This window comes from Agrobacterium sp. SORGH_AS_0440 (assembly GCF_031453135.1).
GTDB classification, from domain to species: domain Bacteria; phylum Pseudomonadota; class Alphaproteobacteria; order Rhizobiales; family Rhizobiaceae; genus Agrobacterium; species Agrobacterium pusense.
On sequence record NZ_JAVIYR010000002.1, the window covers coordinates 2,343,113 to 2,367,477 of the forward strand.

The 24,365-nt window shown below is 59.8% G+C and carries 25 protein-coding genes; 10 read left to right on the top strand and 15 right to left on the bottom strand.

All coding sequences use genetic code 11. The features are described from left to right. Positions 1 to 129: 129 nt before the first annotated feature. The 7 genes from rutF to QE453_RS20815 all read right to left on the bottom strand — a co-directional run bounded on the left by rutF (position 130) and on the right by QE453_RS20815 (position 5,407). Positions 130 to 654 (bottom strand): NADH-dependent FMN reductase RutF, encoded by a 525-nt coding sequence (gene rutF, locus QE453_RS20785; protein WP_309777885.1) that lies wholly within the window; start codon positions 652 to 654, stop codon positions 130 to 132. A gap of 26 nt (positions 655 to 680) precedes the next feature. Then, a complete protein-coding gene (locus QE453_RS20790) occupies positions 681 to 1,271 on the bottom strand; it encodes a malonic semialdehyde reductase (RefSeq protein ID WP_022556850.1) in 591 nt (196 codons plus the stop codon). A gap of 17 nt (positions 1,272 to 1,288) precedes the next feature. Then, complete coding sequence (gene rutD, locus QE453_RS20795; RefSeq protein WP_309777887.1) at positions 1,289 to 2,080, bottom strand: pyrimidine utilization protein D; 792 nt, start codon at positions 2,078 to 2,080, stop codon at positions 1,289 to 1,291. Positions 2,081 to 2,093: 13 nt separating this feature from the next. After that, positions 2,094 to 2,480 carry a pyrimidine utilization protein C gene (gene rutC, locus QE453_RS20800; RefSeq protein ID WP_004443491.1) on the bottom strand — a complete coding sequence of 129 codons (387 nt, stop codon included), beginning with the start codon at positions 2,478 to 2,480 and terminating at the stop codon, positions 2,094 to 2,096. Between the two features lie 26 nt (positions 2,481 to 2,506). Continuing rightward, positions 2,507 to 3,247 carry a pyrimidine utilization protein B gene (gene rutB / locus QE453_RS20805; protein WP_137068953.1) on the bottom strand — a complete coding sequence of 247 codons (741 nt, stop codon included), beginning with the start codon at positions 3,245 to 3,247 and terminating at the stop codon, positions 2,507 to 2,509. Continuing rightward, positions 3,244 to 4,335 (bottom strand): pyrimidine utilization protein A, encoded by a 1,092-nt coding sequence (gene rutA, locus QE453_RS20810; RefSeq protein ID WP_142185112.1) that lies wholly within the window; start codon positions 4,333 to 4,335, stop codon positions 3,244 to 3,246. Before rutA ends, rutB begins: the two co-directional genes overlap by 4 nt. Positions 4,336 to 4,795: 460 nt before the next feature. Next, positions 4,796 to 5,407, bottom strand: a complete 612-nt coding sequence (locus QE453_RS20815; protein WP_309777892.1) for a biliverdin-producing heme oxygenase — start codon at positions 5,405 to 5,407, stop codon at positions 4,796 to 4,798. Between the two features lie 293 nt (positions 5,408 to 5,700). Here QE453_RS20815 and QE453_RS20820 point away from each other — a divergent pair, with 293 nt between their 5' ends. From QE453_RS20820 to QE453_RS20860, 9 genes are all read left to right on the top strand, one after another. Beyond that, the gene (locus QE453_RS20820; protein WP_309777894.1) at positions 5,701 to 6,585 is read left to right on the top strand and encodes a dihydrodipicolinate synthase family protein; all 885 of its coding nucleotides are present in this window, start codon (positions 5,701 to 5,703) and stop codon (positions 6,583 to 6,585) included. 20 nt (positions 6,586 to 6,605) lie between these two features. Beyond that, positions 6,606 to 7,262 carry a GntR family transcriptional regulator gene (locus tag QE453_RS20825; protein WP_004443498.1) on the top strand — a complete coding sequence of 219 codons (657 nt, stop codon included), beginning with the start codon at positions 6,606 to 6,608 and terminating at the stop codon, positions 7,260 to 7,262. Between the two features lie 100 nt (positions 7,263 to 7,362). Next, positions 7,363 to 8,691 carry a sugar ABC transporter substrate-binding protein gene (locus QE453_RS20830; protein WP_004443500.1) on the top strand — a complete coding sequence of 443 codons (1,329 nt, stop codon included), beginning with the start codon at positions 7,363 to 7,365 and terminating at the stop codon, positions 8,689 to 8,691. Further along, on the top strand, positions 8,691 to 9,629 hold the full coding sequence (locus QE453_RS20835; protein WP_004443501.1) for a carbohydrate ABC transporter permease: 939 nt from the start codon (positions 8,691 to 8,693) through the stop codon (positions 9,627 to 9,629). The genes QE453_RS20830 and QE453_RS20835 overlap by 1 nt, the downstream gene beginning before the upstream one ends. Before the next feature lie 14 nt (positions 9,630 to 9,643). Beyond that, entirely contained in the window at positions 9,644 to 10,465 is an 822-nt protein-coding gene (locus tag QE453_RS20840) for a carbohydrate ABC transporter permease (RefSeq protein ID WP_169538611.1), read from the top strand. Positions 10,466 to 10,497: 32 nt separating this feature from the next. After that, positions 10,498 to 11,556 (top strand): ABC transporter ATP-binding protein, encoded by a 1,059-nt coding sequence (locus QE453_RS20845; protein ID WP_045532250.1) that lies wholly within the window; start codon positions 10,498 to 10,500, stop codon positions 11,554 to 11,556. A 20-nt stretch (positions 11,557 to 11,576) separates the two neighbouring features. After that, positions 11,577 to 12,536, top strand: coding sequence for a sugar kinase (locus QE453_RS20850; RefSeq protein ID WP_045532251.1), 960 nt, complete (start codon positions 11,577 to 11,579; stop codon positions 12,534 to 12,536). Positions 12,537 to 12,679: 143 nt separating this feature from the next. Continuing rightward, positions 12,680 to 13,738: a P1 family peptidase gene (locus QE453_RS20855; protein ID WP_184287955.1), complete on the top strand. Its 1,059-nt coding sequence runs from the start codon at positions 12,680 to 12,682 to the stop codon at positions 13,736 to 13,738. Between the two features lie 20 nt (positions 13,739 to 13,758). Beyond that, positions 13,759 to 14,625: a D-amino-acid transaminase gene (locus QE453_RS20860; RefSeq protein ID WP_112765895.1), complete on the top strand. Its 867-nt coding sequence runs from the start codon at positions 13,759 to 13,761 to the stop codon at positions 14,623 to 14,625. A gap of 77 nt (positions 14,626 to 14,702) precedes the next feature. Here the strand turns inward: QE453_RS20860 and QE453_RS20865 are convergent, their stop codons facing one another. The 7 genes from QE453_RS20865 to QE453_RS20895 form a co-directional block, all read right to left on the bottom strand. Further along, positions 14,703 to 15,599 carry a LysR substrate-binding domain-containing protein gene (locus tag QE453_RS20865; RefSeq protein ID WP_004443513.1) on the bottom strand — a complete coding sequence of 299 codons (897 nt, stop codon included), beginning with the start codon at positions 15,597 to 15,599 and terminating at the stop codon, positions 14,703 to 14,705. Positions 15,600 to 15,801: 202 nt separating this feature from the next. Beyond that, positions 15,802 to 17,313 (bottom strand): serine hydrolase domain-containing protein, encoded by a 1,512-nt coding sequence (locus QE453_RS20870; RefSeq protein ID WP_309777898.1) that lies wholly within the window; start codon positions 17,311 to 17,313, stop codon positions 15,802 to 15,804. 213 nt (positions 17,314 to 17,526) lie between these two features. Beyond that, positions 17,527 to 18,267 (bottom strand): ABC transporter ATP-binding protein, encoded by a 741-nt coding sequence (locus QE453_RS20875; RefSeq protein ID WP_022556864.1) that lies wholly within the window; start codon positions 18,265 to 18,267, stop codon positions 17,527 to 17,529. Next, on the bottom strand, positions 18,264 to 19,094 hold the full coding sequence (locus QE453_RS20880) for an ABC transporter ATP-binding protein (protein ID WP_004443518.1): 831 nt from the start codon (positions 19,092 to 19,094) through the stop codon (positions 18,264 to 18,266). Before QE453_RS20880 ends, QE453_RS20875 begins: the two co-directional genes overlap by 4 nt. A gap of 3 nt (positions 19,095 to 19,097) precedes the next feature. Continuing rightward, positions 19,098 to 20,000, bottom strand: a complete 903-nt coding sequence (nikC, locus tag QE453_RS20885; protein WP_004443520.1) for a nickel transporter permease — start codon at positions 19,998 to 20,000, stop codon at positions 19,098 to 19,100. Continuing rightward, positions 19,997 to 21,010, bottom strand: coding sequence for an ABC transporter permease (locus tag QE453_RS20890; RefSeq protein WP_034498671.1), 1,014 nt, complete (start codon positions 21,008 to 21,010; stop codon positions 19,997 to 19,999). Before QE453_RS20890 ends, nikC begins: the two co-directional genes overlap by 4 nt. A gap of 2 nt (positions 21,011 to 21,012) precedes the next feature. After that, complete coding sequence (locus tag QE453_RS20895) at positions 21,013 to 22,608, bottom strand: ABC transporter substrate-binding protein (protein ID WP_004443523.1); 1,596 nt, start codon at positions 22,606 to 22,608, stop codon at positions 21,013 to 21,015. A 231-nt stretch (positions 22,609 to 22,839) separates the two neighbouring features. On the opposite strand from QE453_RS20895, the gene QE453_RS20900 reads away from it, so the two are divergent. Then, positions 22,840 to 23,880, top strand: a complete 1,041-nt coding sequence (locus tag QE453_RS20900; protein WP_309777899.1) for a dipeptidase — start codon at positions 22,840 to 22,842, stop codon at positions 23,878 to 23,880. Between the two features lie 58 nt (positions 23,881 to 23,938). Here the strand turns inward: QE453_RS20900 and QE453_RS20905 are convergent, their stop codons facing one another. Next, positions 23,939 to 24,232 carry a hypothetical protein gene (locus QE453_RS20905; RefSeq protein WP_037091912.1) on the bottom strand — a complete coding sequence of 98 codons (294 nt, stop codon included), beginning with the start codon at positions 24,230 to 24,232 and terminating at the stop codon, positions 23,939 to 23,941. Positions 24,233 to 24,365 lie beyond the last annotated feature (133 nt).

Sequence of the window (24,365 nt, forward strand, 5' to 3'; positions counted from 1 at the left end):
TCCGGGAGACCGGGAACGCCCTTCGACTTTCTGAGAAACGACGATACGTTTCGTCCGGGGTGACGGTGTGCGGATGCTATGGCCGCGCCAAACAGAATCGTCCAGCCGGATGTTGTCGATAGACAGCCTTCAAAGCACCCGGTAACGCCGGTTGAAATACATCAGCGCCTCATCACCCGCATTGATCTTCATATCCACGACCTCGCAGATGAGAATATCATGCGTGCCGCCGTCATGGGCCTCGCGGATACGGCAATCGAAAGAGACGAGCGCATCTTCGAGAACCGGCGCACCGGTTTCGAGCACGCCCCAGCTGCCCGCAGCGAAACGTTCCTCGGCAGGCGTCTTGCCGCCGAAGAGCGTGCTCAGCACCTCATGATGGGCGGCGAGCGTGTTGACGCAGACCACGCCATTGGCCTTCACCACCCTGTAAGCGGAAGAATTGCGGTTGAGGCAGATGAGAAGCGTGGGCGGATTGTCGGAAACGCTGCAAACCGCCGTCGCGGCGAATCCTGCCCGGCCTACGGCACCATCCGTCGTGACGATATTGACCGCCGCACCGAGCCGCGCCATGGCGTTTCTATAATCGAGGCTGCGTTGCTCTGCAGTCTTCGTCTCCATTGCCGCTTCCTTTTCAAGAGACATCATCTGCATCTAACCCATCCTTCCTTAACAGGCCATCAAGCCAGCACACAGGCGTCGTCAAAGCCAAGGCGCGGCAGGCGGCCAAAGAGCTTTGACGGATCGCCATGACCGAGATTGATCAGGAAATTGGATTTCCACGTCGTGCCGGCAAAAAACGCCGCATCCACCTTGCCCTTGTCGAAACCCGACATCGCCCCGGTATCCAGCCCCAGCGCGCGGGCGGCAAGGATCAGATATCCGGCCTGAAGCGTGGCGTTGCGAAAGGCAGTTTCTTCGGCCACGGCAGGGCTGGAGGTAAACCACGAACGCGCATCGGCGTGCGGAAACAGTTCCGGCAGTTTCTCGTAAAATTCGCTGTCGATGGCAGCGATGACGGTGACCGGCGCGGCCATGGTCTTTTCGAGATTGCCCGAGGAGAGTGCCGGCCGAAGCTTTTCCTTGGCTTCCGGGCTGCGCACGAAGACGAAACGTGCCGGCGAGCAATTGGCCGAAGTCGGTCCCATCTTCGTCAGGTCGTAAAGCGCGTGCAGCGTCTCGTCACTGATCGGCTTGTCCGTCCAGCCATTGTGGGTGCGTGCTTCGGTGAAAAGCGTTGCGAGTGCTGCATCATCCAGTGCTTTCGTCATCGTGCTCTAAAATCCTGTCAGAATGTTTGGTCAACCGGCAGCAGAAACTGCAAAAGCCGGGCGTTGAAAAGGTCGGGTTCGGTAATATTGACCGCGTGAGCCCCGAAATCGAGAAGGCAAAGCTCGCTTTGCGGCAAACCGTCGACAAGACGCAACGAGCGGGTATAGGGCACCAGAAGATCGTCCTTCGTCGCCACCACCAGCACCGGATTGCCTATCTCGCCAAGCCGTGCGTCCACATCGAAGGCTCGCAGCGCCGCAATGCGGCGGAGCACATTGTCCTTGCCCTGAAAATGCGCCACGCCATGGGCATTGTCCCGTGCCAGCCGGTCCTGATTGTCAGACATCCACGCCGCCGGATAAAGGAACAGCGGCTGCGCCTTGACAAAAGCCTCTACTCCAGATTTTTCTAGGAGTTCGATCCGCACATCAAAGCAGCGCCCGGAATGTGGATCGGCCTTGCTCCACGCGTTGATAAGCACCAGCCGGTCGATAAGGCCGGGCCGCCGCAGCGCGATATCAAGGCCGATCAGGCCACCGAGGGCATGTCCCATGAAGTGGAATTTTTCGAGGTTCAGGGCTGAGACAATTTCCAGCACATCATCCGCCATGGCGGAAATGCCGCCATCGAGCGGCACCTCGCCGCCTGTCCTGCCTGTTCCGCGATGGTCATAGGTGACGACCCGGAAATGGCCGGAAAGAGCCTCGATCTGCGGCGTCCAGTAAGCACCCGATCCGCCCAGTCCCGAGGACAACAGGATAGTGGGGGCCTCAGGCTCGGTGCGACCATGAACCTCGAAATGCATCATCTCCCGCTTCGCCCTATTTGCCGATATGGGCGACGGTGGCGATTTCCACCAGCGCATCGGGCTTGACGAGGCCGCACTGGATGCAATAACGCGCCGGCTTGTCGCCGGGGAAATATTCCGCATAGACTGTGTTGACGGCCTGATAATTCGCCCAGTCGGTGATGAAGATGTGGTTCATCGTCACGTCTTCCATCGTGCCGCCGGCGGTCTCGATGACCGACTTGATGGTTTCGAGAACATGGCGGGTCTGCGCACTGGCATCACCCACATGCACGACATTGTTGTCCTTGTCGAAGGGCAGCGTGCCGGACACGTAAACCACGCCATCGGCGAGGGTTCCCGGCGAAAAGGGAGCGATGGGTTTGCTTGTGCCAACGGGCACGATGATCTTTTTCGGCATTTCGTTCTCCTCTTTGCGTTTCTCAATCAATCGGTGACGGGGGCTGCCTGCGAAATGACGCCGCAGAAATCATTGACGGTGGCAACCCAGCCGAAAAACTTCTCGACATTGTAGACCGTCGCCTGCTGGATAAAGTCCGGCCCCAGATGATGGGTGGCATCCTCCAGCATCACCCCGAAATATTCGAGGTGGAAAGCATCGCGCAGCGAGCTTTCCACGCAGACATTGGTGGCGATGCCGACAAAGACCAGATTGCGGATGCCGCGGGCGCGCAGCACGCTATCCATATTGGTGTTGAAGAAACCGCTGTAACGCGTTTTCGGCACCAGAATATCGCCGGGCTGCGGTTGCAGCTCGTCGACAATGGCATAGTCCCATGTGCCCTTGGCCAGCAGCTGGCCCTGCAGTTCCGGCCTTTTGCGCATGGTCTTCAGCGCATTGGACTTGTGCCAGTTGGGCGAACCCGGCCCGCCCGCCTCGACATAGTCCTTGTCCCAGCCATTCTGGAAATAGATGACCTGGACACCGGCGGCCCGCGCCGCATCCAGCGTCTTCTTGATGTTGGCGATGGTGCCCTTTGCGCCTGAGATGTCGAAACCGGCCAGATCGACATAACCGCCCTCGGTCGAATAGGCGTTCTGCATGTCGACCACGACAACGGCGGTCTCGCTGGGTTTCAGGGTAATCGGCTCCGGCCTTGCGGGAAGCGTGACACTTTCCGAGCGGTTTTCCGGGCCCTTGTAGCCCGCAATCACGGCTTCGCTCATTCCGCTGCCTCCAGTGCCGCTTGAACATGCGCGCGGCTCTTCATCAGCGGCTGCACGTACTTGCCGAATTTTTCGACCCCTTCGAGAAACTCATCGAAGGTCAGCATCACGCCACCCGTTCCCGGCACCTCGCTCATTTCATCCAGCATGGCCGCCACTTCCTCATAGGAGCCGATCAGGGTTCCCATGTTGATATTGACCGCAGAGACGGGGTTGGACATATGCCGGACATTGGTGTCGGAACCGGATTTGGTGTCAACGGCGCTCTGCAGGCCGAGCCACTTGATCGCGTCCTGATCCGCACCAGCCTTGTAATGCTCCCACTTCGCCCAGGCATCCTCGGATTTTTCCTCGGCTAGCACCATGGTCAGCACCACGGACTTAACCTCGCGGCCGCTCTTTTCCGTTGCCGCCAGAAGCCGCTCATTGGTGGGCGCAAAGGCCTTGGGTGTGTTGACACCAACGCCAAAGCAGAAGCTGTAATCGGCGAACTTGGCCGAAAATGCCATGCCGGAATTGGACGAACCGGCGCAGATGAGCTTCACATCACCCTGCGGCACCGGCTTCATGCGGCAATCATCCATCTGGAAGAATTTACCCTTATAGTCCGACTGACCTTCCGTCAGCAGCTCTTTCAGCACAGTCGTATATTCACCGAGATATTCGTAACGGTCTCCGAAATAATCATCGCCCGGCCAAAGACCCATCTGGCTATATTCCGGCCGCTGCCAGCCGGTAATGAGGTTGATGCCGAAACGGCCACCGGAAATGGAATCGATCGTCGTCGCCATACGCGCAACGATCGCCGGCGGCATGACCAGCGTGGCGGCGGTGCCGAACAGCTTGATCTTTGACGTGACGGCGGCCAGCCCCGCCATCAGCGTGAAGGATTCCAGATTGTAATCCCAGAATTCGGTCTTGCCGCCAAAGCCGCGCAGCTTGATCATCGACAGCGCAAAGTCGAAACCATATTGCTCCGCCTTCAGCGTGATCGCCTTGTTCAGGTCGAAGCTCGGCTTGTATTGCGGCGCGTTTTCGGAAAGAAGCCACCCATTGTTCCCGATCGGGATAAAAACACCAATTTCCATTTTGCTGTTCCCTTTTTTGCGTCAGGTGTCTCCTGACTTGCCAAAAGAGTAGCAGGTTCTGTGCCAGACCAAATAAAATAATTTTATCAAATGGATAAAATTTCGGGACAGATTAAGCCTTGACCGAAAGGCAAATTTTTTATCATTTGGTAAAAATATTTGCCTGTTTATTCAGCAAATATCGAGAGCGGCACATCAAAGGCGAGTGGCCCTTACCACAGTCGCAGACTGATTTAAGAAATCCGAAGGCTCTCCTCCGTCATGCCGGACCCGATCCGGCATCCAGACACGGCGCGTCTGCGCCGTGAATGGAATCTTTCGCGATCAAGGACTTGATCGCACCGGACCCCGGATCAAGTCCGGGGTGACGGCGGTAGGGAGTTAAGACTCAATCAAATGCGCACGCGCGAGGGGGCGTTCTGCGCGATGAGGACAACAACCGCGCAGTTATGCGAAACCCTCAGCCCATCCGCTGCTGCGCATAAGCATGGACCGCCCGAAACGCCTCTTCAGCGCCGACAACAACACGCTCTTCTTCTTCCACCGTCAGCAAAATTTCATCGAGGGCCGCAGTAAACGTGCGCCAGTGCAGGCCGCGCCCTTCCGGTGCGCCGGCCAGATGGCGCGCGCCGAATTCTTCATCCAGACCGAGCTTGGCTGCATCCTTCAGCAGGAAGGCAGCGCCAAGATTGGAGCCCTCGACTACGTAAAGCCAGCCCATGGCCTCCGGCAGATCGAAGGCCGTTTCGGCGGTAAAGCGCGGTTCGGACGTTTCCGGAATGGCAAGACCGAGATCGGCAAGGTCCTGCTCGATCATGGGAAGACGACGACGGCCCTTGAGGTCGGGGAGCAGACCATCAAGCGTGTGATTGGAGAAAAAGGCATCGAGATCGCGATGGAAGAGATATTGCGTTTCCACGAATTTGCCGAAGTTCTCCCGGCTCATGAACGGCTTCGCCGCCATGATGAAGGCATCCAGATCGCCATGCGCACCGCGCGTTGCAGCTTTCAGGCGCTTGACGCGGCTCTGCTCGATCTCTGCTACAGGCCCTGCCGGCTCGGCGATGGTCATGATGATGGTCCCTTTATCCCTATATTCAGACTGCCTGATAAAAATCTTTACTCCAACAGTCAAATTTATTTTCGCACTATCGACACGCCTTGGAAAGAGCATCGGGCCGCCATCTCCCTGGCAGGGCAGCCTACTCTAAGCTTCCTTGACCCTTCGCCTCAACACCTGACGGCGCGGCCAGAAACGAAGCGAAACTCAAACCGCACTTCCGGACAATCATATTGCAATTAGCTCTTTACAACTAACATGTCAGTATGCCATCAATTCGTAGTCACCTTGGAGGAGCATCTTAATTGACCCAGAAATTCGGCCTTTCGGCAGCCCTGACAACCCCTTTCAAAACGGACGGAACGGTCGATATCGATGCCATGATCGCCCATGCCCGCCGCTGCCTGTCCAATGGTTGCGACAGCGTGACGCTTTTCGGTACGACAGGCGAAGGATGCTCGGTCGGCAGCCGCGAGCGGCAGGTCATTCTCTCCCGCTTCATCGAGGCGGGTGTTGCGCCTGCCCGTCTGGTCACTGGCGTTCTGGTGGATTCCATTGAGGACGCGGCCGACCAGTCGGCGGAAGCGCTGAAAGCCGGTGCCCGCAATATTCTGCTCGCGCCACCCTCCTATTTCAAGAATGTCAGCGATGACGGCCTGTTTGCCTGGTTCTCGGCGGTGTTCGAAAAAATCGGCAAGGATGCGCGCGACATTCTCGTCTACAATATTCCTTCCGTAACCATGGTCACCTTGTCCGTGGAACTGGTCGGAAGGTTGAAAAAGGCATTTCCCGGCGTCGTCACGGGCGTGAAGGATTCCTCCGGCAACTGGAGCCACACCGAGCGCCTGCTGAAAGAGCACGGCGATCTCGCAATCCTGATCGGCGATGAGCGCGACTTGGCCAAGGGTGTTCGCCTCGGCGGTCAGGGCGCGATATCCGGCGTTGCCAATTTCCTGACGCAGGAAGTGCGCGCCATGGCCGTTGATGGCCAGGACGATCCACGCATCGTTGATCTTGTTGTGGAACTTCTGAAATTCCCGGTTACACCAGCCGTCAAGGTGCTGGTATCACACACGACAGGGGAAAATATCTGGTCGGATGTGCGTGCACCGCTGGTGGCGATTTCACCTGAGGATCGGCGGCAGATCGAAGGCGCTTTCGACGCGCTGTTTCGCAAACAGGCCGCCTGAACGGAGCTGAAAGGTTGAGCATGGACGATACCGGCGAACAGACATTGCGGGAACGGGCGTATGAGAGCTTTACGCATCACCTTCTCTCGCGTGATGTTCGCCCGGGGCAATTCATCTCGCAGCGCCGCCTTGTGGAACTGACAGGTCTGCCGCTCGGCGCGATCCGGGAGGCAATTCCGCGGCTGGAGGCGGAAGGGCTGATCAAGACCGTGCCGCAGCGGGGATTACAGGTCGCCCATATCGACATCAATCTCATCCGCGAAGCATTCCAGTTCCGTATCTTCCTCGAAAAGGAGGCCGTGGCGCTGTTTACCCGTTCTGCCTCAGACGCAGCTATTGCGAAACTGTTGAAACAGCATCGCGATATCGCCGAAGCGGCCGAAAATGGGGGGGAATCGCCGGAACTGGAGCAGCACGCGCAGCAGGTGGACTGGGGCATGCACGATGCCTTCATCGATGCGCTCGGCAATTCGATCATCTCGAATGCCTACCGGGTCAATTCCATCAAGATGCGCCTCATCAATCAGGAGCGCTTTCGCATCGCCGGCCATGTGAAGTCGGTCATGAAGGAACATCTCGCCATTCTCGAAGCCATCGAGAGGCGATCCGTGGAAGACGCCGTGGAACGGCTGACCGCCCACATCCGCAACGCAAGGGACAGGGCGCTGGCGGTTTAAGGCAAATCCGGCGGGACAAAGAGGGTCTGCGCCGGCCTTGCAGGGAATAAGCAACAAGCCGGGGTGAGGAGAATTTCCGGCTAACTGGAGGAGAACAGACATGACGCATTCATTGCTCAACCCCACGCGCCGCGCCTTTCTGGCAGGCACGGCGGCGCTTGGCGGCAGCGCGGTGCTCGGCATTCGCCCGGCATCGGCGGCGGTGAACTGGAAGAAACACGCGGGCACTACCCTTGAAGTCAATCTCGTCAAAAGCCCGCGCAGCGAAACGCTGATCAAATATCTCGGCGAGTTCGAAGAGCTGACCGGCATCAAGGTCAATGCCGAAGCGACACCGGAACAGCAGCAGCGCCAGAAGGTGGTTATCGAACTCTCCTCCGGCAAGCCGAGCTTCGACGTGGTGCATCTGAGCTACCATGTGCAGAAGCGCCAGTTCGAAAAGGGCAAGTGGCTGGCTGATATCAGCGGCTTCCTGAAAGACCCGTCACTCACCGATCCGTCGCTTACCGAAAAGGACTTTGCCGAGGCCGGCATGCTGTTTGCCAAGGATAGCGACGGCGTGCTGCGCTCGCTGCCCTTCTCGGTGGATTACTGGATCGTCTACTGGAACAAGGAGCTCTTCGAAGCCAAGGGCCTGAAATACCCTGAAACTTTCGAGGAGCTTGTAACGGCCGCGGAAAAGATCACCGATCCCGCAACCAACACCTATGGTTTCGTGGCGCGTGGCCTCAAGAACGCCAATACACCGGTCTGGACCTCGCTGATGCTCGGCTACGGCGCAAAGCCGATCGTCGACGGCAAGGTCAACACCGAGTCCAAGGAGGCGGTTGAAGCGGCCAAGCTCTATCAGCGCCTGATGACCAAAGCCGCGCCTCCAGGCGTCTCCGGCTTCAACTGGGCGGAAGCGCAGTCGGCCTTCCTGCAGGGCAAGATCGGCATGTGGTTCGATGGCGTCGGTTTTGCCCCGCCGATCGAGAACCCGGAAAAATCCCGTGTCGTCGGCAAGGTTGGTTATGGCGTCATGCCGAAGGGCCCGGCAGCGCAGGCCGCTGGCACATTCGGTGATGGCCTCGGTGTCGTCGAAGCCAGCAGCAAGAAGGAAGCCGCTTACCTCTTCTGCCAGTGGGCGATTTCGCATGAAATGGGCGCTCGCCTTTTGCAGGCAGGTGCAGGTGTCCCGTTCCGCCAGTCCATCCTCGAAGACCAGAAGGTCCGCGAGGGCGTCAAGATGCCGGCCGCATGGCTGGATGCCGTTGTCGGTTCCGGCAAGGTCTCGCAGCTTGCCCTTCCCGTTATCATTCCGGTGACGGAGTTCCGCGACATCTACGGCGTCGGCCTCACCAACATGATCGGCGGCGCCGACCCGGCGGCGGAACTCAAGAAGGCAACGGAACAGTTCACACCCGTTCTGGCGCGTAGCGAGGGATAATGGCCTCCGTGAGCATCGAAAACACCAAGACAGGCGCCAGTCGCAAAGAAGGGAGCAGGCCGGCAAGGCTTGCTCCCAACTACTGGCCTTTCGTCATACCGGCACTTGTCGTCATTTCGGCTGTCATCGTTTTTCCATGGGTCTTCACCCTCTGGATGAGCGCGCATCGCTGGACGCTCGGACAGGAGCAGAGCTTTATCGGTTTCGAGAACTACGTAAGGCTCGCAAGCGACGCCAGGTTCTGGGAATCGCTTTGGCATACGCTCGTTTATACCGTGCTGTCGGTTGTCGCTCCGCTCTTCCTCGGAACATTGGCGGCGCTGGTTTTCGATGCGCAGTTTCCGCTGCGCGGTTTTCTGCGCGGCGTTTTCGTGATGCCGATGATGGCGACCCCGGTCGCCATCGCGCTGGTCTGGACCATGATGTTCCACCCGCAGCTCGGCGTCCTGAACTATCTCCTGTCCTTCATACACATCGGCCCGCTGGAATGGATCTACAATCAGTCGACCGTCATTCCGTCGCTGGTGCTGGTAGAAACCTGGCAATGGACGCCGCTCGTCATGCTGATCGTGCTCGGTGGGTTGGCGGCTGTTCCGCGCGAACCCTATGAAAGTGCGGAAATCGACGGCGCCAATGCCTGGCAGAAGTTCCGTTATCTCACCATGCCGATGATCGCGCCGTTCCTGATGATCGCCGTCATCATCCGCTCCATCGATGCCGTCAAGAGCTTCGACATCATCTATGCGATGACCCAGGGCGGGCCGGGCACGGCCTCCGAAACCATCAACATCTATCTCTACAATACGGCGTTTGCTTATTACGACATCGGTTACGGCTCGGCCATGGCCGTCGTCTTCTTCATCATCATCGTGGCGCTTTCCTTCGTGCTTCTGATGGTGCGCCAGCGCTCGCAATGGAACGAGATGGAGGAACACTGATGTCCGCAAAAATCCTGAAACGCAGAAATCTCGACCGGCTCGGCCTGTTCTTCGTGGCGTTGGTGATGATTTCGCCTGTTATCCTGTTCTTCATCTGGATGATCTCGCTGTCGCTGAAATATGAAATCGACAACGGCGCCTACCCGCCGATCCTCATCCCCGAACGTTTCGCCTGGTCGAACTATGTGAAAGTGTTCGAAGAGAACAATTTCTTCCTCTATTTCTGGAATTCGGTTCTCGTCACCGGTGCCGCCACCATTCTGGCGCTCGTTATCGGCGTACCCGCCGGTTACGGCATCGCGCGGCTGAAGGCGGAAAAGTCGGCGGTCGTCATCATGATCGCCCGCATGACACCCGGCCTTTCTTTCCTCATTCCGCTGTTCCTGCTGTTCCAATGGCTGAACCTGCTCGGCACGCTCTGGCCGCAGATCATCATCCATCTTGTCGTGACGGTGCCGATCGTCGTCTGGATCATGATCGGTTATTTCGAGACGACACCGAAGGAGCTGGAAGAGGCCGCAAGCATTGATGGCGCATCCTCCTGGCAGGTGTTTCGCCTCGTGGCGCTACCGATCGCCAAGCCCGGAATCGTCGTCTCTTTCATTCTGGCGGTCATCTTCTCGTGGAACAACTTCGTCTTCGGCATCGTGCTGGCCAGCCGTGAAACCCGCACCCTGCCGGTCGCGGTCTACAACATGCTGTCCTTCGAACAGGTGAGCTGGGGTCCGCTGGCTGCAGCCGCGTTGATTGTGACGCTGCCAGTGCTGCTGCTCACCATGTTCGCGCAGAAACAGATCGTGGCGGGCCTGACCGCCGGCGCCGTCAAGGGCGGCTGAACCATCAAACAAATAAATACGGGAACCTGCACATGGCACCGGTCAATATCCAAAACGTCCAGAAGCGCTTCGGCTCCGTCAACGTCATCCACGGCATCGATATCGACATCAAGGATGGCGAATTCGTCGTCCTCGTCGGTCCTTCCGGCTGCGGCAAATCCACCCTGCTGCGCATGATTGCAGGGCTGGAAGAGCTGAGCGATGGCGAAATCCATATCGGCCCGCGCGAGGTCAGCCACCTGCCCGCCCGCGACCGCGATATCGCCATGGTTTTCCAGAACTACGCGCTTTATCCACATATGACGGTCAAGGACAATATGGGCTTTGCGCTGAAACTGAAGAAGGTGAGCGCCGAGGAAACCAAGGCCAAGGTGGACCGGGCCGCCGCCATTCTGGGACTGGAAAAACTGCTCGACCGTTATCCGCGCCAGCTCTCCGGCGGCCAGCGCCAGCGTGTCGCCATGGGCCGCGCGCTGGTGCGAGACCCGCAGGTCTTCCTGTTCGATGAACCGCTTTCCAACCTCGACGCCAAGCTGCGCGTGCAGATGCGCGGCGAGATCAAGGCCATGCACCAGCGCATCGGCACGACGACCATCTACGTCACACACGACCAGGTGGAAGCCATGACCATGGCCGACAAGATCGTGGTGCTGCATGACGGCGTGATCGAACAGATTGGCGCGCCGCTCGAACTTTACGACAATCCCGCCAACCTCTTCGTTGCCGGCTTCATCGGCTCACCCGCCATGAACTTCATTCGCGGCCGGGTCGAAGAAGGCGTCTTCCGCACTGCCAAGGGCCTTAGTCTGCCGTTGCCCTCCCATGCCGATATCGGCAAGCTCGGCGGCCGCGACCTCGTCTACGGCGTGCGGCCCGAACATATCCGCGCCGCCGAGACCGGCATCGAAGGCCGCGTCGAACTGGTCGAAGGCACCGGCTCGGAAATCTATGCCAAACTCGATTGCAAGGGCGACGACATCGCCTGCCTGTTCCGCGAGCGCCTCAATGTCCGCTTCGGCGATACGATCCACATTGCCATCGATCCGGCAACGGTGCATCTGTTCGACAAGGACAGCGGCAAGCGTCTTTGAACACGGCAGGAGTGAGCAGCATGGCAGACAATCAGGGCGGCAAGCATGTGCTCTGCGTGGGGGCAGCCGTGCTCGACACCCTGTTTCGCGTTCACGACATGCCAAAGGGTGAAGGCAAGGTCCTGCCCTATGAAATGCTGCAGATCGCCGAAGGCATGGCGTCCAGTGCTGCCTATGCCGTGCATCGCATGGGCGGCCGCGCCAGCCTTTGGGGAGCGGTGGGCGACGACGAGACCGGAAGCCGTATCCTTCGCGATCTCAGCGAAAGCGGCATCAACACGAGCGGCATGACGGTCGCGACCGGCGCACGCTCGGCCCTGTCGACGATCATCATCGATAACAGGGGAGAACGGCTGATCGTACCTTTCTACGATCACCGGCTGCACGATAAGAAGCGGTCCTGCACGCCGCAAGACATTGCGCTTTTCGACGCCGTTCTGGTGGATGTGCGCTGGCCGGAACTGGCGCTTGATGTGCTCACAATGGCGCGCGCACTCGGCAAACCCGCCATTCTAGATGGAGACGTTGCACCCGTCGAAATCCTTGAGAAGCTTGCGCCAGCCGCTAGCCATATCGTTTTTTCCGAACCCGCCGCTGCCCGGCTGACGGGGCTTGAAACGGTGAAAGACATGCTGCCGGTGCTGCATGCGCGATATCCTGAGACCTTCATTGCCGTCACCGCCGGTCCACTAGGCTGCTGGTGGACGGAAGCCGGTAATCCCACGGTGCATTTCCAGTCAACGATGCAGGTCGAAGCAGTGGACACGCTGGCGGCGGGGGATATTTTCCACGGTACGTTTGCACTTGCGATGGCTGAGCGCATGGAAAGCCGCGCCGCCATCCGCCTCTCCTCCGTTGCTGCCGCGCTCAAATGCACAGTCTTCGGCGGCCGGGCCGGTGCACCGACGCGCGAAGAGACGGAAGACGCGATACGGCAATGGCAGGAGCGTGATGGCGAACCCGCGCTGCGCGCCTCCTGAGGGCATCCATTGCCCGCATAAAACTATTCCATTTTTGCGATGCCGTTTCGCCGCGAACTAGGCTAACGTTCGGACAAGCAAAGCTTTTCACAAGCCCCCACTCGTCCCAATTTCAGCCCGCATTCCGCAAAAGTGATCGCCCGATGCATCAGACGACCCGCCCGAGACTGCGCGATATCGGTTTCCGGCCCGGCCATTTCGAGACCGGCCCGCTCAACGCCATCACCGATGTCGAAGGCGTGACCATCGGCCATTCGACCGTCATCGAAGGCGACACGATCCGCACCGGCGCAACCGCGATCCTGCCGCATGGCGGCAACCTGTTTCAGGACAAGGTGCCCGCCGCCTTCGCCGTTTATAACGGCTTTGGCAAATTTGCAGGCTCAACCCAGATTGAGGAATTGGGCGAACTCGAAACGCCAGTTATCCTCACCAATACGCTGGCGACAGGCCGGGCCATCGAGGCGATCAACCGACATACGTTGGCGCAGCCGGGGAATGAAAAAGTCGTCTCGATGAATGCCGTCGTCGGCGAGACCAACGATTCCCGCCTGAACGACATCCGCGCCGGCCGCCCGACGATCGAGGAAATCTCGGCCGCGCTGAAAAATGCGACCACCGGCCCCATCGCAGAGGGCGGGGTGGGCGCAGGAACCGGCACGGTCGCCTTCGGCATGAAGGGCGGCATCGGCACCGCCTCCCGCATCGTCACCATTGCCGGTGATGCTTACACCATCGGCGTTCTCGTACAATCCAACTATGGCGGCCATCTGCTGGTCTGCGGCAAACCCTATGTCAGCCCTGATCACCAGGACAAGGATGGCTCCATCGTCATCATTGTCGCCACCGACGCGCCGCTCTCTTCCCGCAATCTGAAGCGCTTGGCGGCCAGAAGCTTCGGCGGACTTGCCCGCACGGGTGCGGCACTCAGCAATGGTTCCGGTGATTATGCGCTGGCATTTTCCACCGATCAGCGCCTGCGCCGCACGCCTGCGCGCCGCAAGGCCGTTACGGACTACCCCGAGCTTTCCAACGACGCGATCTCGCCGCTCTTCGAAGCCACGATAGAGGCGACGGAGGAAGCGATCCTCAATTCGCTCTGCGCAGCAGAAACGACAACCGGCTTCAATGCCGGCACCGGCAAGGCCTCCACGGTCGAAGCCATTTCCATCGACACCCTCAAAACCCTTCTTTCAGCCTGACTTTTCCAGACGGAGTTTTCATGACTAGCCCATCCGGTCGCATCGTTTACGTCAACGGCGAGTTCCTGCCCGAAGCGGACGCCCGCCTTTCCATCTTCGACCGAGGATTCCTGTTTGGCGACGGCATCTACGAGGTCACCTCCGTTCTGGAAGGCAAACTGATCGACAGCGACCTGCATATGGCCCGGCTGGAGCGCAGCGCCCGCGAAATCGACGTGGCCCTGCCGGTCACGACCGCGGAGATCGTCGAGGCCGAACGCCGCCTGATCGCCGACAACAATCTCGTCGAAGGCATGATCTATCTGCAGCTGACGCGTGGTGCGGAAGATCGCAACTTCCTGTTCTCTGCCGATCTGAAGCCGACGCTGGTCATGTTCACCCAGGCGAAGAAGCTGATCGGCACTCCGGTCGAAGAGGTCGGGATCGCCGTCAAGTCGGTTCCCGACCAGCGCTGGGAACGTCGCGACATCAAGACCGTCTGCCTGCTTCCGCAGGTCATGGCAAAGCGCATCGCGAAGGCCGAAGGCTGTGACGAGGCGTGGATGATCGAGAACGGTTTCGTCACTGAAGGCGCGTCCTCCACCGCCTATATCGTCACCGCCGATAAGAAGATCATCACCCGCGGCAACAGCAATAAGACCCTGCCCGGCTGCACCCGCCTCGCCGCCCTGCAACTGGCAAAGGAAGCAGGCTTCACGCTGGAGGAACGCCCCTTCACGCTGGAAGAGGCGCTGAATGCCGATGAAGCCTGCCTGACCAGCGCCTCCAACTTCGTGGTTTCGGTCACGAAGATCGACGGCAAGCCGGTAGGCAACGGAAAACCCGGACCGATGGTAAGCCGCCTGCGCGCGCTCTACCTCGAAAACGCACGCCGCACGGCGATCTGATCGAACGCGTGTTGTTGATCTGATCGAACGCGTGTTGTTTATCGCATTCCGGTCGGAGAACCGCGGCCGGAAATGCTCTAGTCTTCGAGAACCGCCCAGATGCGCTCGACAACGGGCCGGCGGTTCTCCTTGGAGCGATAGAGCCTGATATCGACCGCGATATCGTAGGTCGGGTCTGCGGCCCGCACCAGAGCGCCGCTATCAAGCTCGTGCCGCATCAGGCTTTCCGGTACCCAGGCCACACCCCAGCCGGCCATCGCCATGGCCTTCAGCCCCACCGACATGCTGCCCTCATGCACCCGCTCGAATTGCGGCAGCCGCGCGCTCAGAAGATCGCGCAGCAAAGGCCCGAAGAAAGAGGCCTTTTCATAATCCAGATAAGCAAAGGGTTTTCGCGCATTTTCAACCAGCGCATGCAGCGGCGAGCCATCATTCGCAGGCGCGGATACCGGGATGATGTTCTCGGCGCCCAGCACGCGGAATTCGAAAAGCTGCGCATCGAGCAACATCGGCACTTCGGGATGGGCATAGGTCAGAAGGAAATCGCTTTGCCCGTCCACCAGCGAGTTAAGGTTTTCCTCCATGCTGCCGGAATCGGGCCGCAGCACGGAAAACAGCGGGCCCGCCTTTTCGTTCACCCGTTTCAACCAGTCGGGAAAGAAGGTGAAGGATAAAGTATGCAGCGCCGTCAGCCGCACCGTCCTGGCATCCGCCCCCTCCTCCTGAAGAAGCGTGCGCCGTGCGTGGTAAAGCTGTTTCAGCGTTTCCTGGGCGACAGGCACGAATTTCGCCCCCGCCTCTGTCAGCCGGGAAGGATAGGACGCCCGGTCGACCAGCGTCGCGCCCACCCAGGCTTCCAGCTGCTTGATGCGCCGGCTGAAAGCCGATTGCGTCACATGCCGCTCATCCGCCGCCTTCGAAAAATTCAGCGTTCCGGCCAATGCCAGGAAATCCTCGAGCCATTTGACTTCCAAGGGTCTGTTCTCCCACGAAGATGCCATCCCGGCCTGCCGGGAACACGGCTCTTTATTAGGAGGAATAGGAGCTGATTGAAACCCGTTAGAAGGTTTCAGGCTGTTGAGGAAATAGCCCGAGCCCCATTCTCGTCATCCCTCGGCTTGCACATCCTCTGGACAGGTCCGAGCATGTGGCGCGCGGCGGAGTTGGCCTCGGTCGTTAGCGGGTCCGTGAATATTCGATCATCCGCGCCCGGCTGGAGACGAGTTCGATCCGGTCGTTGCTGAGCCGGTTGAGGCAGACCCGCTTCGTCCAGGGCCCATCGGTGAGCGTAAAGAGAAAACGCCCGTTACCCAGCGCCTTGAGCGGCATGCTGCGGCGGGTCGGGCCGACGCCCATCGTCAGCGACGAACCGCCGATCGAAAATTCCGCCCCCTCATCCGAACGCCACGTTCCCGAAAGATCATTCGGCACCGTATGCTCTCCGACAGGCAGGAAACGGCGCGGGGCATGACCGGCCTCGCCGACGATGGCATCGCCATCTAACCTGAGACGCATGGGCGACGATGCGGAGCGGGAAGAAACCCAGCCATCGACATCTTCATAGAGCGTGTCATCGCCATCGATGAAGGTGGATGTGCTGCCCTTGATCTCCAGCCACCACGGACCGCTTTCGGTGACATAGAGGCCTTCCGGCAGGTTGGCGGCCGGCTTGGGCAAAGGCAGGCCGGTCAAAGCCGCCATGCTTTCAAGCGCGATCTTGAAACCGTTGGTATCTTCGCGATTGGACACCACGACGAATCCCGTGCCGTTTTCGGGATCGAGCAGGAAGTAAGTTTTGTAGCCGGGATGAGAACCGCCGTGGCCGACAAACCGGCGGCCGCCCAAATGCGACCAGCGCAGACCGAGGCCATATTCGCTCATCCGCCCGTCGGCGAGCGGCCGCTCAGCCGAAAGCCTGTCGAGAACACCCGCAAAGCTGCCCTCGCCCCGCATCAGCCCCTGCAGCCAGCGAGCCAGCGCGTCGGCACTGCCTGCAAGGCTGCCGGACGCGGAGATATGCAGTCCGGCAGCAGAAAGCTGCCAGTTCTCTTCAGACTTCCAGTAACCCGGCACCAGGCCGTTGACCGGATCGTTCCAGACGTCAGGCGCTTTCAGAAACACGTCGAACGGCGCGGCAATATGCTGCTGCACGAAATCGTCAAAACGGAAACCATTGCGCTCCAGCGCCGCTTCCACCAGACGGTAACCGGTATTGGAATAGGAAACTTCACTGCCGGCATCGAAATTCAGCCGGGTCAGCCGGGACAGGTATTCGAGAAGCGGTCCGGCCTTCGTTTCGGTATAGACGGAAAGCCCAAGCAAGGAGAGACACTCGCGCGTATCCGGCAGGCCGCCGCTCATGTCCAGCGCCTGCCCGACCGTGACATCGCGCAGCGGCGATTGCAGCTCCGGCAGATGTTTGCCGAGCGGATCGTCGAGCCCGATCAGATCTGCATTGGCCAGCACCATGGCGCAGAAAACGTGTTTCGTGACGGAGGCATACCGCACCACGCTCTGCGGCGTGAAGGGCGCAAAGGTCGAGAGGCTCTCGACACCGCCGGCATGGGTAAAACGGATACCATCGAGATCAAAACCGATGACCGCCCCGCCCGGCTCGTTGCCTGTCCACTGCGAGACGAAGGTCTCTGAAAGGGCTGACGCGGCGTTCCAGTCGAGTTGCTGTGGCATGGTTCGGTCTCTTATCTCGTCGTCTTTACAGAAAAGCCTCGGCACCGCCGCTTGTTTCTTCTCCCCGCCGGGGAGAAGGTGGCCCGAAGGGCTGGATGAGGGGGCGACGCCAGCGATATGCGGAGAGCTGGCCCCCTCATCCCGCTGCCGCGGACTTCTCCCCGGCGGGGAGAAGAAGCGAGCGGCACCCGCTCGATCCATGGTCGCATGGACTCAGGCCGGCTCTTCCAGCCGGATGCTCAGGCTACGCAGCTCTTCCGTATGCGGATGTTTCGTTCGTCCCTCGCGCAGATCACCCGCGCTCAGCTGCTCCACCATCTCCCCATTCAACATCACGCCCACCTGCGGGCAAAGATGCGCAATGACAGCCAGATTGTGGCTGACGAGAATATAGGTGAGGTTGCGCGCCGCGCGCAGGTCCTGCAACAGGTTGAGGATTTCCGCCTGCACCGACACATCGAGCGCCGAAGTAGGCTCATCAAGCAGCAGCACCTGCGGATCGGCGATCAAGGCGCGGGCAATCGCCACGCGCTGGCGCTGGCCGCCGGAAAGCTGGTGCGGGAACCGGAAACGCACCGCCTGCGGCAGGGCGACGTCCGACAAAGCCTGCTGGATGCGCTTTTCGATATTGTCCATGCCGTGCACCAGCGGCAGTTCGCTGAGGATACGGTCGATGGTCTGGCGCGGATGCAGCGACCCGTAGGGGTCCTGAAACACCATCTGCACCTGCCGGAAGAATTCCGGTGTGCGACGCAGGGGGGCATCCTTGCCGGCAAAGGCGATACGCCCTTCCCAGCTTTCATTGAGGCCGGCCATGGCGCGCAGGATGGTGGACTTGCCCGAGCCGCTTTCACCGACGATGCCGAAGCTGCCGCCCTTTTCCACCGAAAAGGAGACGCCCTTCACCACTTCGCGGTCGCCGAACTTGATACGGAGGTTTTCGACGTCGATCATTGGCTGGACCACGCTGCATCACGGTTGAGAACGGGAAGACGCTCGCGCGGATGCGTCAGCGAGGGAATGCAGTTCAAAAGTCCCTGCGTATAAGGATGCTGGGCTTTCAGAAGCTCGGAAGCCTTCAGCTCCTCCATCACCCGGCCGGAATACATCACCGCAACACGATCGCAGAAATGCGAAACGAGCGGCAGGTCATGGCTGATGAGGATAAGACCCATGCCCCGCTCCGACACCAGCTCCTCAATCAGCCGCAGGATTTCCGCCTGCACCGTGGCGTCGAGCGCGCTGGTCGGTTCGTCGGCAATCAGCAGCTCCGGATCGGGGGCGAGCATCATGGCGATCATCACGCGCTGGCCCATACCGCCTGAAACCTCATGCGCATAGGACGAAGCAACCTGACGCGGATTGCGGATTTTCACCTGATCGAGCAGCGCGATTGCCGCTTCCATGGCGGCTCGCTTGCTGCCGCCCTTATGGGTGCGCCATGCTTCGGCCACCTGCGCACCAATAGTCTTCACCGGGTTCAGCGAATATTTCGGGTCCTGCAGGATGAAGCCGGCCCGCTTGCCGCGGATCTGGCGCATCTGCCTTTCGCTGGCGGACAGCACGTCGATGCCGTCAAAAGCGAGCTTGTCGGCACGGATATCCGCATTGGAGGGCAGGAGCTTCATCAGCGCACGGGCCGTCAGGCTCTTGCCGGAACCGGATTCGCCGACGATGCCGAGTTTTTCGGTTCCGAGTTTCATGGAGACACCACGCACCGCCTCGAAGCGGCTGGTGCGGGTCTGGAAGGCGATCTTCAGATTTTCGATTTCGACCAGCATGGCTCAATGTCCCTTCGGGTCGAGAACGTCGCGCAGGCCATCGCCGAGGAAGTTGAAGGCGAGCGAAACGAGGAAGATGGCGATACCGGGAATGGTGGCGACCCACCATTGTTCGAAGATGAAGCGCTTGGCTGTCGCAATCATCGCGCCCCATTCCGGCGAAGGCGGCTGCGCGCCCATGCCGAGGAAGCCGAGGCTGGCGGCGGTGATGATGATGGAGCTCATGTCGAGCGTGATGCGCACGATAAGGCTCGGCACGCAGAGCGGTGCGATATGCCGGGCGATGATGCGCCAGGCGGAAGCACCGGTCAGGCGATAGGCCGCGACGAAATCGCTGCCGCGCACCGTCATGGTTTCAGCGCGCGCCAGACGCGCATAAGGCGGCCAGGCGGTGAGCGCGATGGCGAGAATGGCGCTTTCGACGCCCGGTTTCAGCGCCGCGACAAAGGCCAGCGCAAGGATGAGCCGCGGAAACGCTAGAAACACGTCCGTCACGCGCATCAGCACCGTATCGACGATGCCGCCGAAATAACCGGCGATGCAGCCGATGGCGAGACCGATGGGTGCCACGAGAACGACGACGGCAATGACCATACCAAGCGTGACGCGACCACCGTAGAGAATACGCGAGAGAATGTCGCGACCAAGCTCATCCGTGCCGAACCAGTGTTCGGCGCTCGGGAACGCCAGACGGTTGCCGAGGTTTTGCGTCGCCGGATCGTAGGGAGCGAGCAGCGGCGCCAGCAGCGACAGCGCGATGAAGAGGACGATGATCGTTAGACCGACCACCGCCAGCGGATTGGACTTGAGGTTGAGCCAGATGCGATACCGGTTGCCCCAGGCAGCCTGTGTTCGCGAATGCGGCGTCTCATCCAGCGCCCAGTTTCTGAAATTAGCTAACATCATCGAACGCGAGGATCCATAACTCTGTAAAGCACGTCTGCGAGCAGGTTGAGGGCGACATAGATGAAGCCGATCAACAGGGTGGCTCCGACGACCGGGTTCATGTCCGCGTTCATGAGCGAGACGGTGAGGTATTGACCAAGGCCCGGCCAGCTGAAGACGGTTTCCGTCACCACGGCGCCTTCGAGAAGGCCGGCATAGGTGAGCGCGAGAACCGTGACGAGCTGCACGGCGACCGTCGGGAAGGCGTGTCCCCAGATCACGGTCATGGCAGAAAGCCCCTTGGCGCGGGCGGTGATGACATATTCGCCCTTCAGCGCGTCGATCATGAAGGCGCGCGTCATGCGGGTGATATAGGCCATGCTGAAATAGGCGAGAATGCAGACGGGCTGCACCATATGGGCGATGGCGTCGTAAAAGGCGTCCCAGTCGCCCGCAAGCAGCGTGTCGACGGTCATCAGGCCGGTAACCTGCGTGATCATGCCGTCATAGATGATGTCCTGTCGGCCCGGTCCCGGTGCGACGCCAAGCGTGGCGTAAAAGACGAGCAGCGAAATCAGCGCCAGCATGAAGACCGGCACCGAGTGGCCGGCAAGGCAGACGACGCGGATGACCTGATCCGTCAGCTTGCCCTGCTTGACGGCGGCCCAGACACCAAGCGGAATGCCGATCAGCGCGGCAAGAATGAGCGCTGCGGTGGCAAGTTCGAAGGTGGCGGGGAAAACGCGCTTGATATCGATCCAGACCGGATTGCGGGTCAGGATCGAATTGCCGAAATCGCCATGCAGAACCTGCGTGACATAATGGAAAAACTGCACGACCAGCGGCTGGTCGAGACCCATTTCGGCCCGGACCCGCACGATGACGTCTTCGGGCGCATTGTCGCCGACCGCCGCGATGACGGGATCGACGGGCATGACGCGCCCTATCATGAAGGTGATGATCATCAAACCGAACAGCGTCAGGAGGACGCTGCTCAGTATCGACGATATGCTTTTAACGCGCTTGTTCAATGTCACGCTTTCTTCGCATCGTGGTAGGAATTGCCCTCGGAGAGAACGCCGAGCTCGAAGCCGGAAACGCCCTTGCGGAAGGCTGCCGTCTTGGTGGTCTGGAACATGAACACGAAGGGGCTGTTTTCCATGTGCTCGCGCTGCAGGGCTTCATAAAGCTCCACGCGCTTTGCAGGATCCTTCTCGTCACGCGCGGCTTCCGCCTTGGCGGCAAAGTCGTCGTTCTTGAAGCGCGAACGCCACAGGAAGGGCTTCGACTTGGCGTCGTCGCCATTGTCCTTGTTGATGTTGAAGACATCGGCGTTGGAATGCGGATCGAAATAATCCGTGCCCCAGGCCGACAGCGCCATCTGGTGTTCGCGGGCGCGCATCTTGGTCAGAACCTGGCGGTTCTCGGCCGATTGCAGGCGCACCTTGATGCCGATATCGGCAAGGTTTGCCTGGATGGCCTGCGCCAGATCCGGATAAGGCTGGGCGGAATAATGGTCCATGCTGATTTCGAAACCATCGGCAAGGCCGGCTTCGGCCATCAGTGCCTTGGCCTTTTCGACATCGCGCTGGAACGGAATGTCGTTGACGGCGCCGGGGAAGCCCTTCGGCTCGAAGCTCTGGTGGATTTCGTGCGTCAGCGGCACGATGTTTTCCTGCATGCCCTTGTAGTCCAGCGCCCACTTGATCGCCTGCCAGACCTGCGGCTTCGCAAGGTTCTCATTGCCCTGGTTGAGCGAGATCAGCACCAGCGAAGCGATGGACTTGCGCTCCAGCTCGATGTTGGCGTCGTCCTTGACGGTACGCAGCTGCTCCGAGGTCAGGTCACGGGCAATGTCGATATCGCCCTTCTGCAGCATCAGCAGCTGGGAAGACGGATCGGTAACGTGGCGCAGGATGATACGCTTGATGTTGCCCTTGTAGGGACCGTTCGGGTTGACGTTGAGCGCGACGCTTTCGCTGGGTTTCCAGGCCTGCAGCACGAAATCGCCGGAACCGGCGCTGTTCTTCTGCAGCCAGCCATTGCCGAGGTCTTCACCAGAAGCATTGGCAAGAACCACCTTCTTTTCGACGATCGCGCCAATATTGGCCGAGAGGCAATAAAGCAGGAAGGAGATGGCGGTCGGCCTCGCCGTCGTCAGCTTCACCGTCTTCTCGTCGGCGGCAACAATGGTCGTCTCGACATTGTCAGGCGCAAAGCCGAACTGGCTGATGATGAAGGCCGGGCTCTTGTTCATCTTGATGGCGCGCTGCAGCGAGAAGGCAACGTCTTCCGCCGTGACCTTGGCGCCGCTCGAGAAGGTCGCGTCGTCGCCGATGGTGAAGGTGAAGACCTTGCTGTCCGCATCGGCTTCCCACGACTTGGCGATGACGGGATCGACCTTGGTGGAATCCTCGCGGTTGGCGCGCACCAGCTTCTGATACATGTTGGAGATGATTTCACCGCCGACAGCCTCGAAACCTTCATGTGGGTCAAGGCTCGTCATGTTGTCCAGCTGCTGCGCAACGACCAGAATATCCTTCGGCGTGGCGGCGAAGGCCGGGATGCGCGCATAGGACAGGAACGGAACGGCGGCGCCGGCAATCAACAGGTTGCGTCTTGAAATCATCGAAAATCCCCTTTCGGACCTTATTTTTCGGAAAATGGTGGGTTTGCCCCAATCCAGTCGTTTTTTTTATGTTTTCCCGCGATTACCACGAGCAAACGAGGCCCGACCAATTCCAAATTTGGCAGAGCCTATGCACGGATTGCATTTGCTCCCGCCTTGACCTTTCCTCTACCAATTCCGAAAACTTGTCCGCAGGCGCGTCCGCGCAATCCCATTTCCGAAGGTGAGACCATGACTGATCAAAAAACCGTACCCGTCTTCGACGGCCACAATGATGTGCTTTTGCGGTTATGGCGATCGGGCAACGCTTCTCCCGAAACACTTCTGATCGAAGGCGATACCGTCGGCCATATCGATCTGCCTCGTGCAAAAAAAGGCGGCCTCGCCGGTGGCCTCTGCGCCGTCTATGTACCTTCGCCCAGCATGGATAAGGACGCCAACGGCGACTACCCGACGCCCACCGAGGCGGATGCGCTGAAGGCGACGCTTGCCATGGCGGGCCTTTTGTTCCGGGCCGAGAAGCAGTCAAAGGGCGCGCTGAAGGTCTGCCGCACGGCCGCCGATATCCGCAAGGCCATGGCCGAGGGCACCTTCGCCTCCGTCTTCCATATCGAAGGCGCAGAAGCGATCGGTGCTGATCTCGATGCCCTCCACGTTCTTCACGAGGCGGGCCTGCGCACACTCGGACCGGTCTGGAGCCGCCCGAACATCTTCGCCTACGGCGTTCCCTTCCGTTTCCCCTCAACACCGGATATCGGCCCGGGCCTGACGGATGCCGGCAAGCGGCTGATAAAGACCTGCAACGAACTGAAGATCTTGGTCGACCTGTCGCATATGAACGAACAGGGTTTCTGGGACATCGCCAGGATATCGGATGCACCGCTGGTGGCATCACACTCCAACGCTTACGCAATCTGCAACCACAGCCGCAACCTGACGGATCGTCAGCTGGATGCCATCCGCGATACGGGTGGCCTCGCTGGCATCAACTTTGGTGTCTTGTTCCTGCGTCAGGACGGCGTGAAGAACCCGGATACCGATCTCAACGAACTCGTTCGCCATGTGGACTACATCGTCAACCGCATCGGCATCGATCACGTGGCGCTCGGTTCGGATTTCGACGGCACCACCATACCCGCCGCCATGAAGGATGCGGCCGATCTGCAATTGCCGGTCGAAGCGATGCGCAAGAGCGGTTATGACGACGTGGCGCTTGCCAAAATCTGCCACGGCAACTGGATTCGGGTGCTGGAAAAGACCTGGGGCGCGTGAGGCAAAAATAAAGTTTCATCCCCGGCGCAAAGCGCCGGAGACAGAAAGCGGCGGGCCTTCAGGCCTTTGCCGCTTTTTTCCTGCCGGTCGCACGGAAGGTGAGAAGCCCGGCCACCAGCCCGATCATGGCCCATTTCATCGGCAGCACGTCCGCCGTCTCGCTGCGGATCGGCAGCACGGTTACGGTTCCCGGCTGCGATTCATAACCCATCTGGCCCTTTGCCTTAGCCTCGGCAATCTGCTGCGGCGAAACGACCCATTCGGCACCGCGCATCTTGTCCACCGCCATATATCCGGCGCCCGCCACGAGCGCGACGACGAGTGAAACGACTATTCTTGTGGGCATGTTCATTGGTATCTCCTTCAATCCAAAGGAGCGTGTAGTTGCATCAAATGCCGCCACCAAGCAACCGGAGCGATCAATTTCGTCGCGTTTTCATCAAACTCGGAAATCGCACATTTCGTGGTTGCATTCATCGGAATAT

Excerpts from the sequence above, each read along its gene's own strand:
- rutF (WP_309777885.1), bottom strand. The coding sequence starts at position 654 with ATGCAGATGATGTCTCTTGAAAAGGAAGCGGCAATGGAGACGAAGACT.
- QE453_RS20790 (WP_022556850.1), bottom strand. The coding sequence starts at position 1,271 with ATGACGAAAGCACTGGATGATGCAGCACTCGCAACGCTTTTCACCGAA.
- rutD (WP_309777887.1), bottom strand. The coding sequence starts at position 2,080 with ATGATGCATTTCGAGGTTCATGGTCGCACCGAGCCTGAGGCCCCCACT.
- rutC (WP_004443491.1), bottom strand. The coding sequence starts at position 2,480 with ATGCCGAAAAAGATCATCGTGCCCGTTGGCACAAGCAAACCCATCGCT.
- rutB (WP_137068953.1), bottom strand. The coding sequence starts at position 3,247 with ATGAGCGAAGCCGTGATTGCGGGCTACAAGGGCCCGGAAAACCGCTCG.
- rutA (WP_142185112.1), bottom strand. The coding sequence starts at position 4,335 with ATGGAAATTGGTGTTTTTATCCCGATCGGGAACAATGGGTGGCTTCTT.
- QE453_RS20815 (WP_309777892.1), bottom strand. The coding sequence starts at position 5,407 with ATGACCATCGCCGAGCCGGCAGGGCCTGTAGCAGAGATCGAGCAGAGC.
- QE453_RS20825 (WP_004443498.1), top strand. The coding sequence starts at position 6,606 with ATGGACGATACCGGCGAACAGACATTGCGGGAACGGGCGTATGAGAGC.
- QE453_RS20830 (WP_004443500.1), top strand. The coding sequence starts at position 7,363 with ATGACGCATTCATTGCTCAACCCCACGCGCCGCGCCTTTCTGGCAGGC.
- QE453_RS20835 (WP_004443501.1), top strand. The coding sequence starts at position 8,691 with ATGGCCTCCGTGAGCATCGAAAACACCAAGACAGGCGCCAGTCGCAAA.
- QE453_RS20845 (WP_045532250.1), top strand. The coding sequence starts at position 10,498 with ATGGCACCGGTCAATATCCAAAACGTCCAGAAGCGCTTCGGCTCCGTC.
- QE453_RS20850 (WP_045532251.1), top strand. The coding sequence starts at position 11,577 with ATGGCAGACAATCAGGGCGGCAAGCATGTGCTCTGCGTGGGGGCAGCC.
- QE453_RS20855 (WP_184287955.1), top strand. The coding sequence starts at position 12,680 with ATGCATCAGACGACCCGCCCGAGACTGCGCGATATCGGTTTCCGGCCC.
- QE453_RS20860 (WP_112765895.1), top strand. The coding sequence starts at position 13,759 with ATGACTAGCCCATCCGGTCGCATCGTTTACGTCAACGGCGAGTTCCTG.
- QE453_RS20870 (WP_309777898.1), bottom strand. The coding sequence starts at position 17,313 with ATGCCACAGCAACTCGACTGGAACGCCGCGTCAGCCCTTTCAGAGACC.
- QE453_RS20875 (WP_022556864.1), bottom strand. The coding sequence starts at position 18,267 with ATGATCGACGTCGAAAACCTCCGTATCAAGTTCGGCGACCGCGAAGTG.
- QE453_RS20880 (WP_004443518.1), bottom strand. The coding sequence starts at position 19,094 with ATGCTGGTCGAAATCGAAAATCTGAAGATCGCCTTCCAGACCCGCACC.
- nikC (WP_004443520.1), bottom strand. The coding sequence starts at position 20,000 with ATGATGTTAGCTAATTTCAGAAACTGGGCGCTGGATGAGACGCCGCAT.
- QE453_RS20895 (WP_004443523.1), bottom strand. The coding sequence starts at position 22,608 with ATGATTTCAAGACGCAACCTGTTGATTGCCGGCGCCGCCGTTCCGTTC.
- QE453_RS20900 (WP_309777899.1), top strand. The coding sequence starts at position 22,840 with ATGACTGATCAAAAAACCGTACCCGTCTTCGACGGCCACAATGATGTG.
- QE453_RS20905 (WP_037091912.1), bottom strand. The coding sequence starts at position 24,232 with ATGAACATGCCCACAAGAATAGTCGTTTCACTCGTCGTCGCGCTCGTG.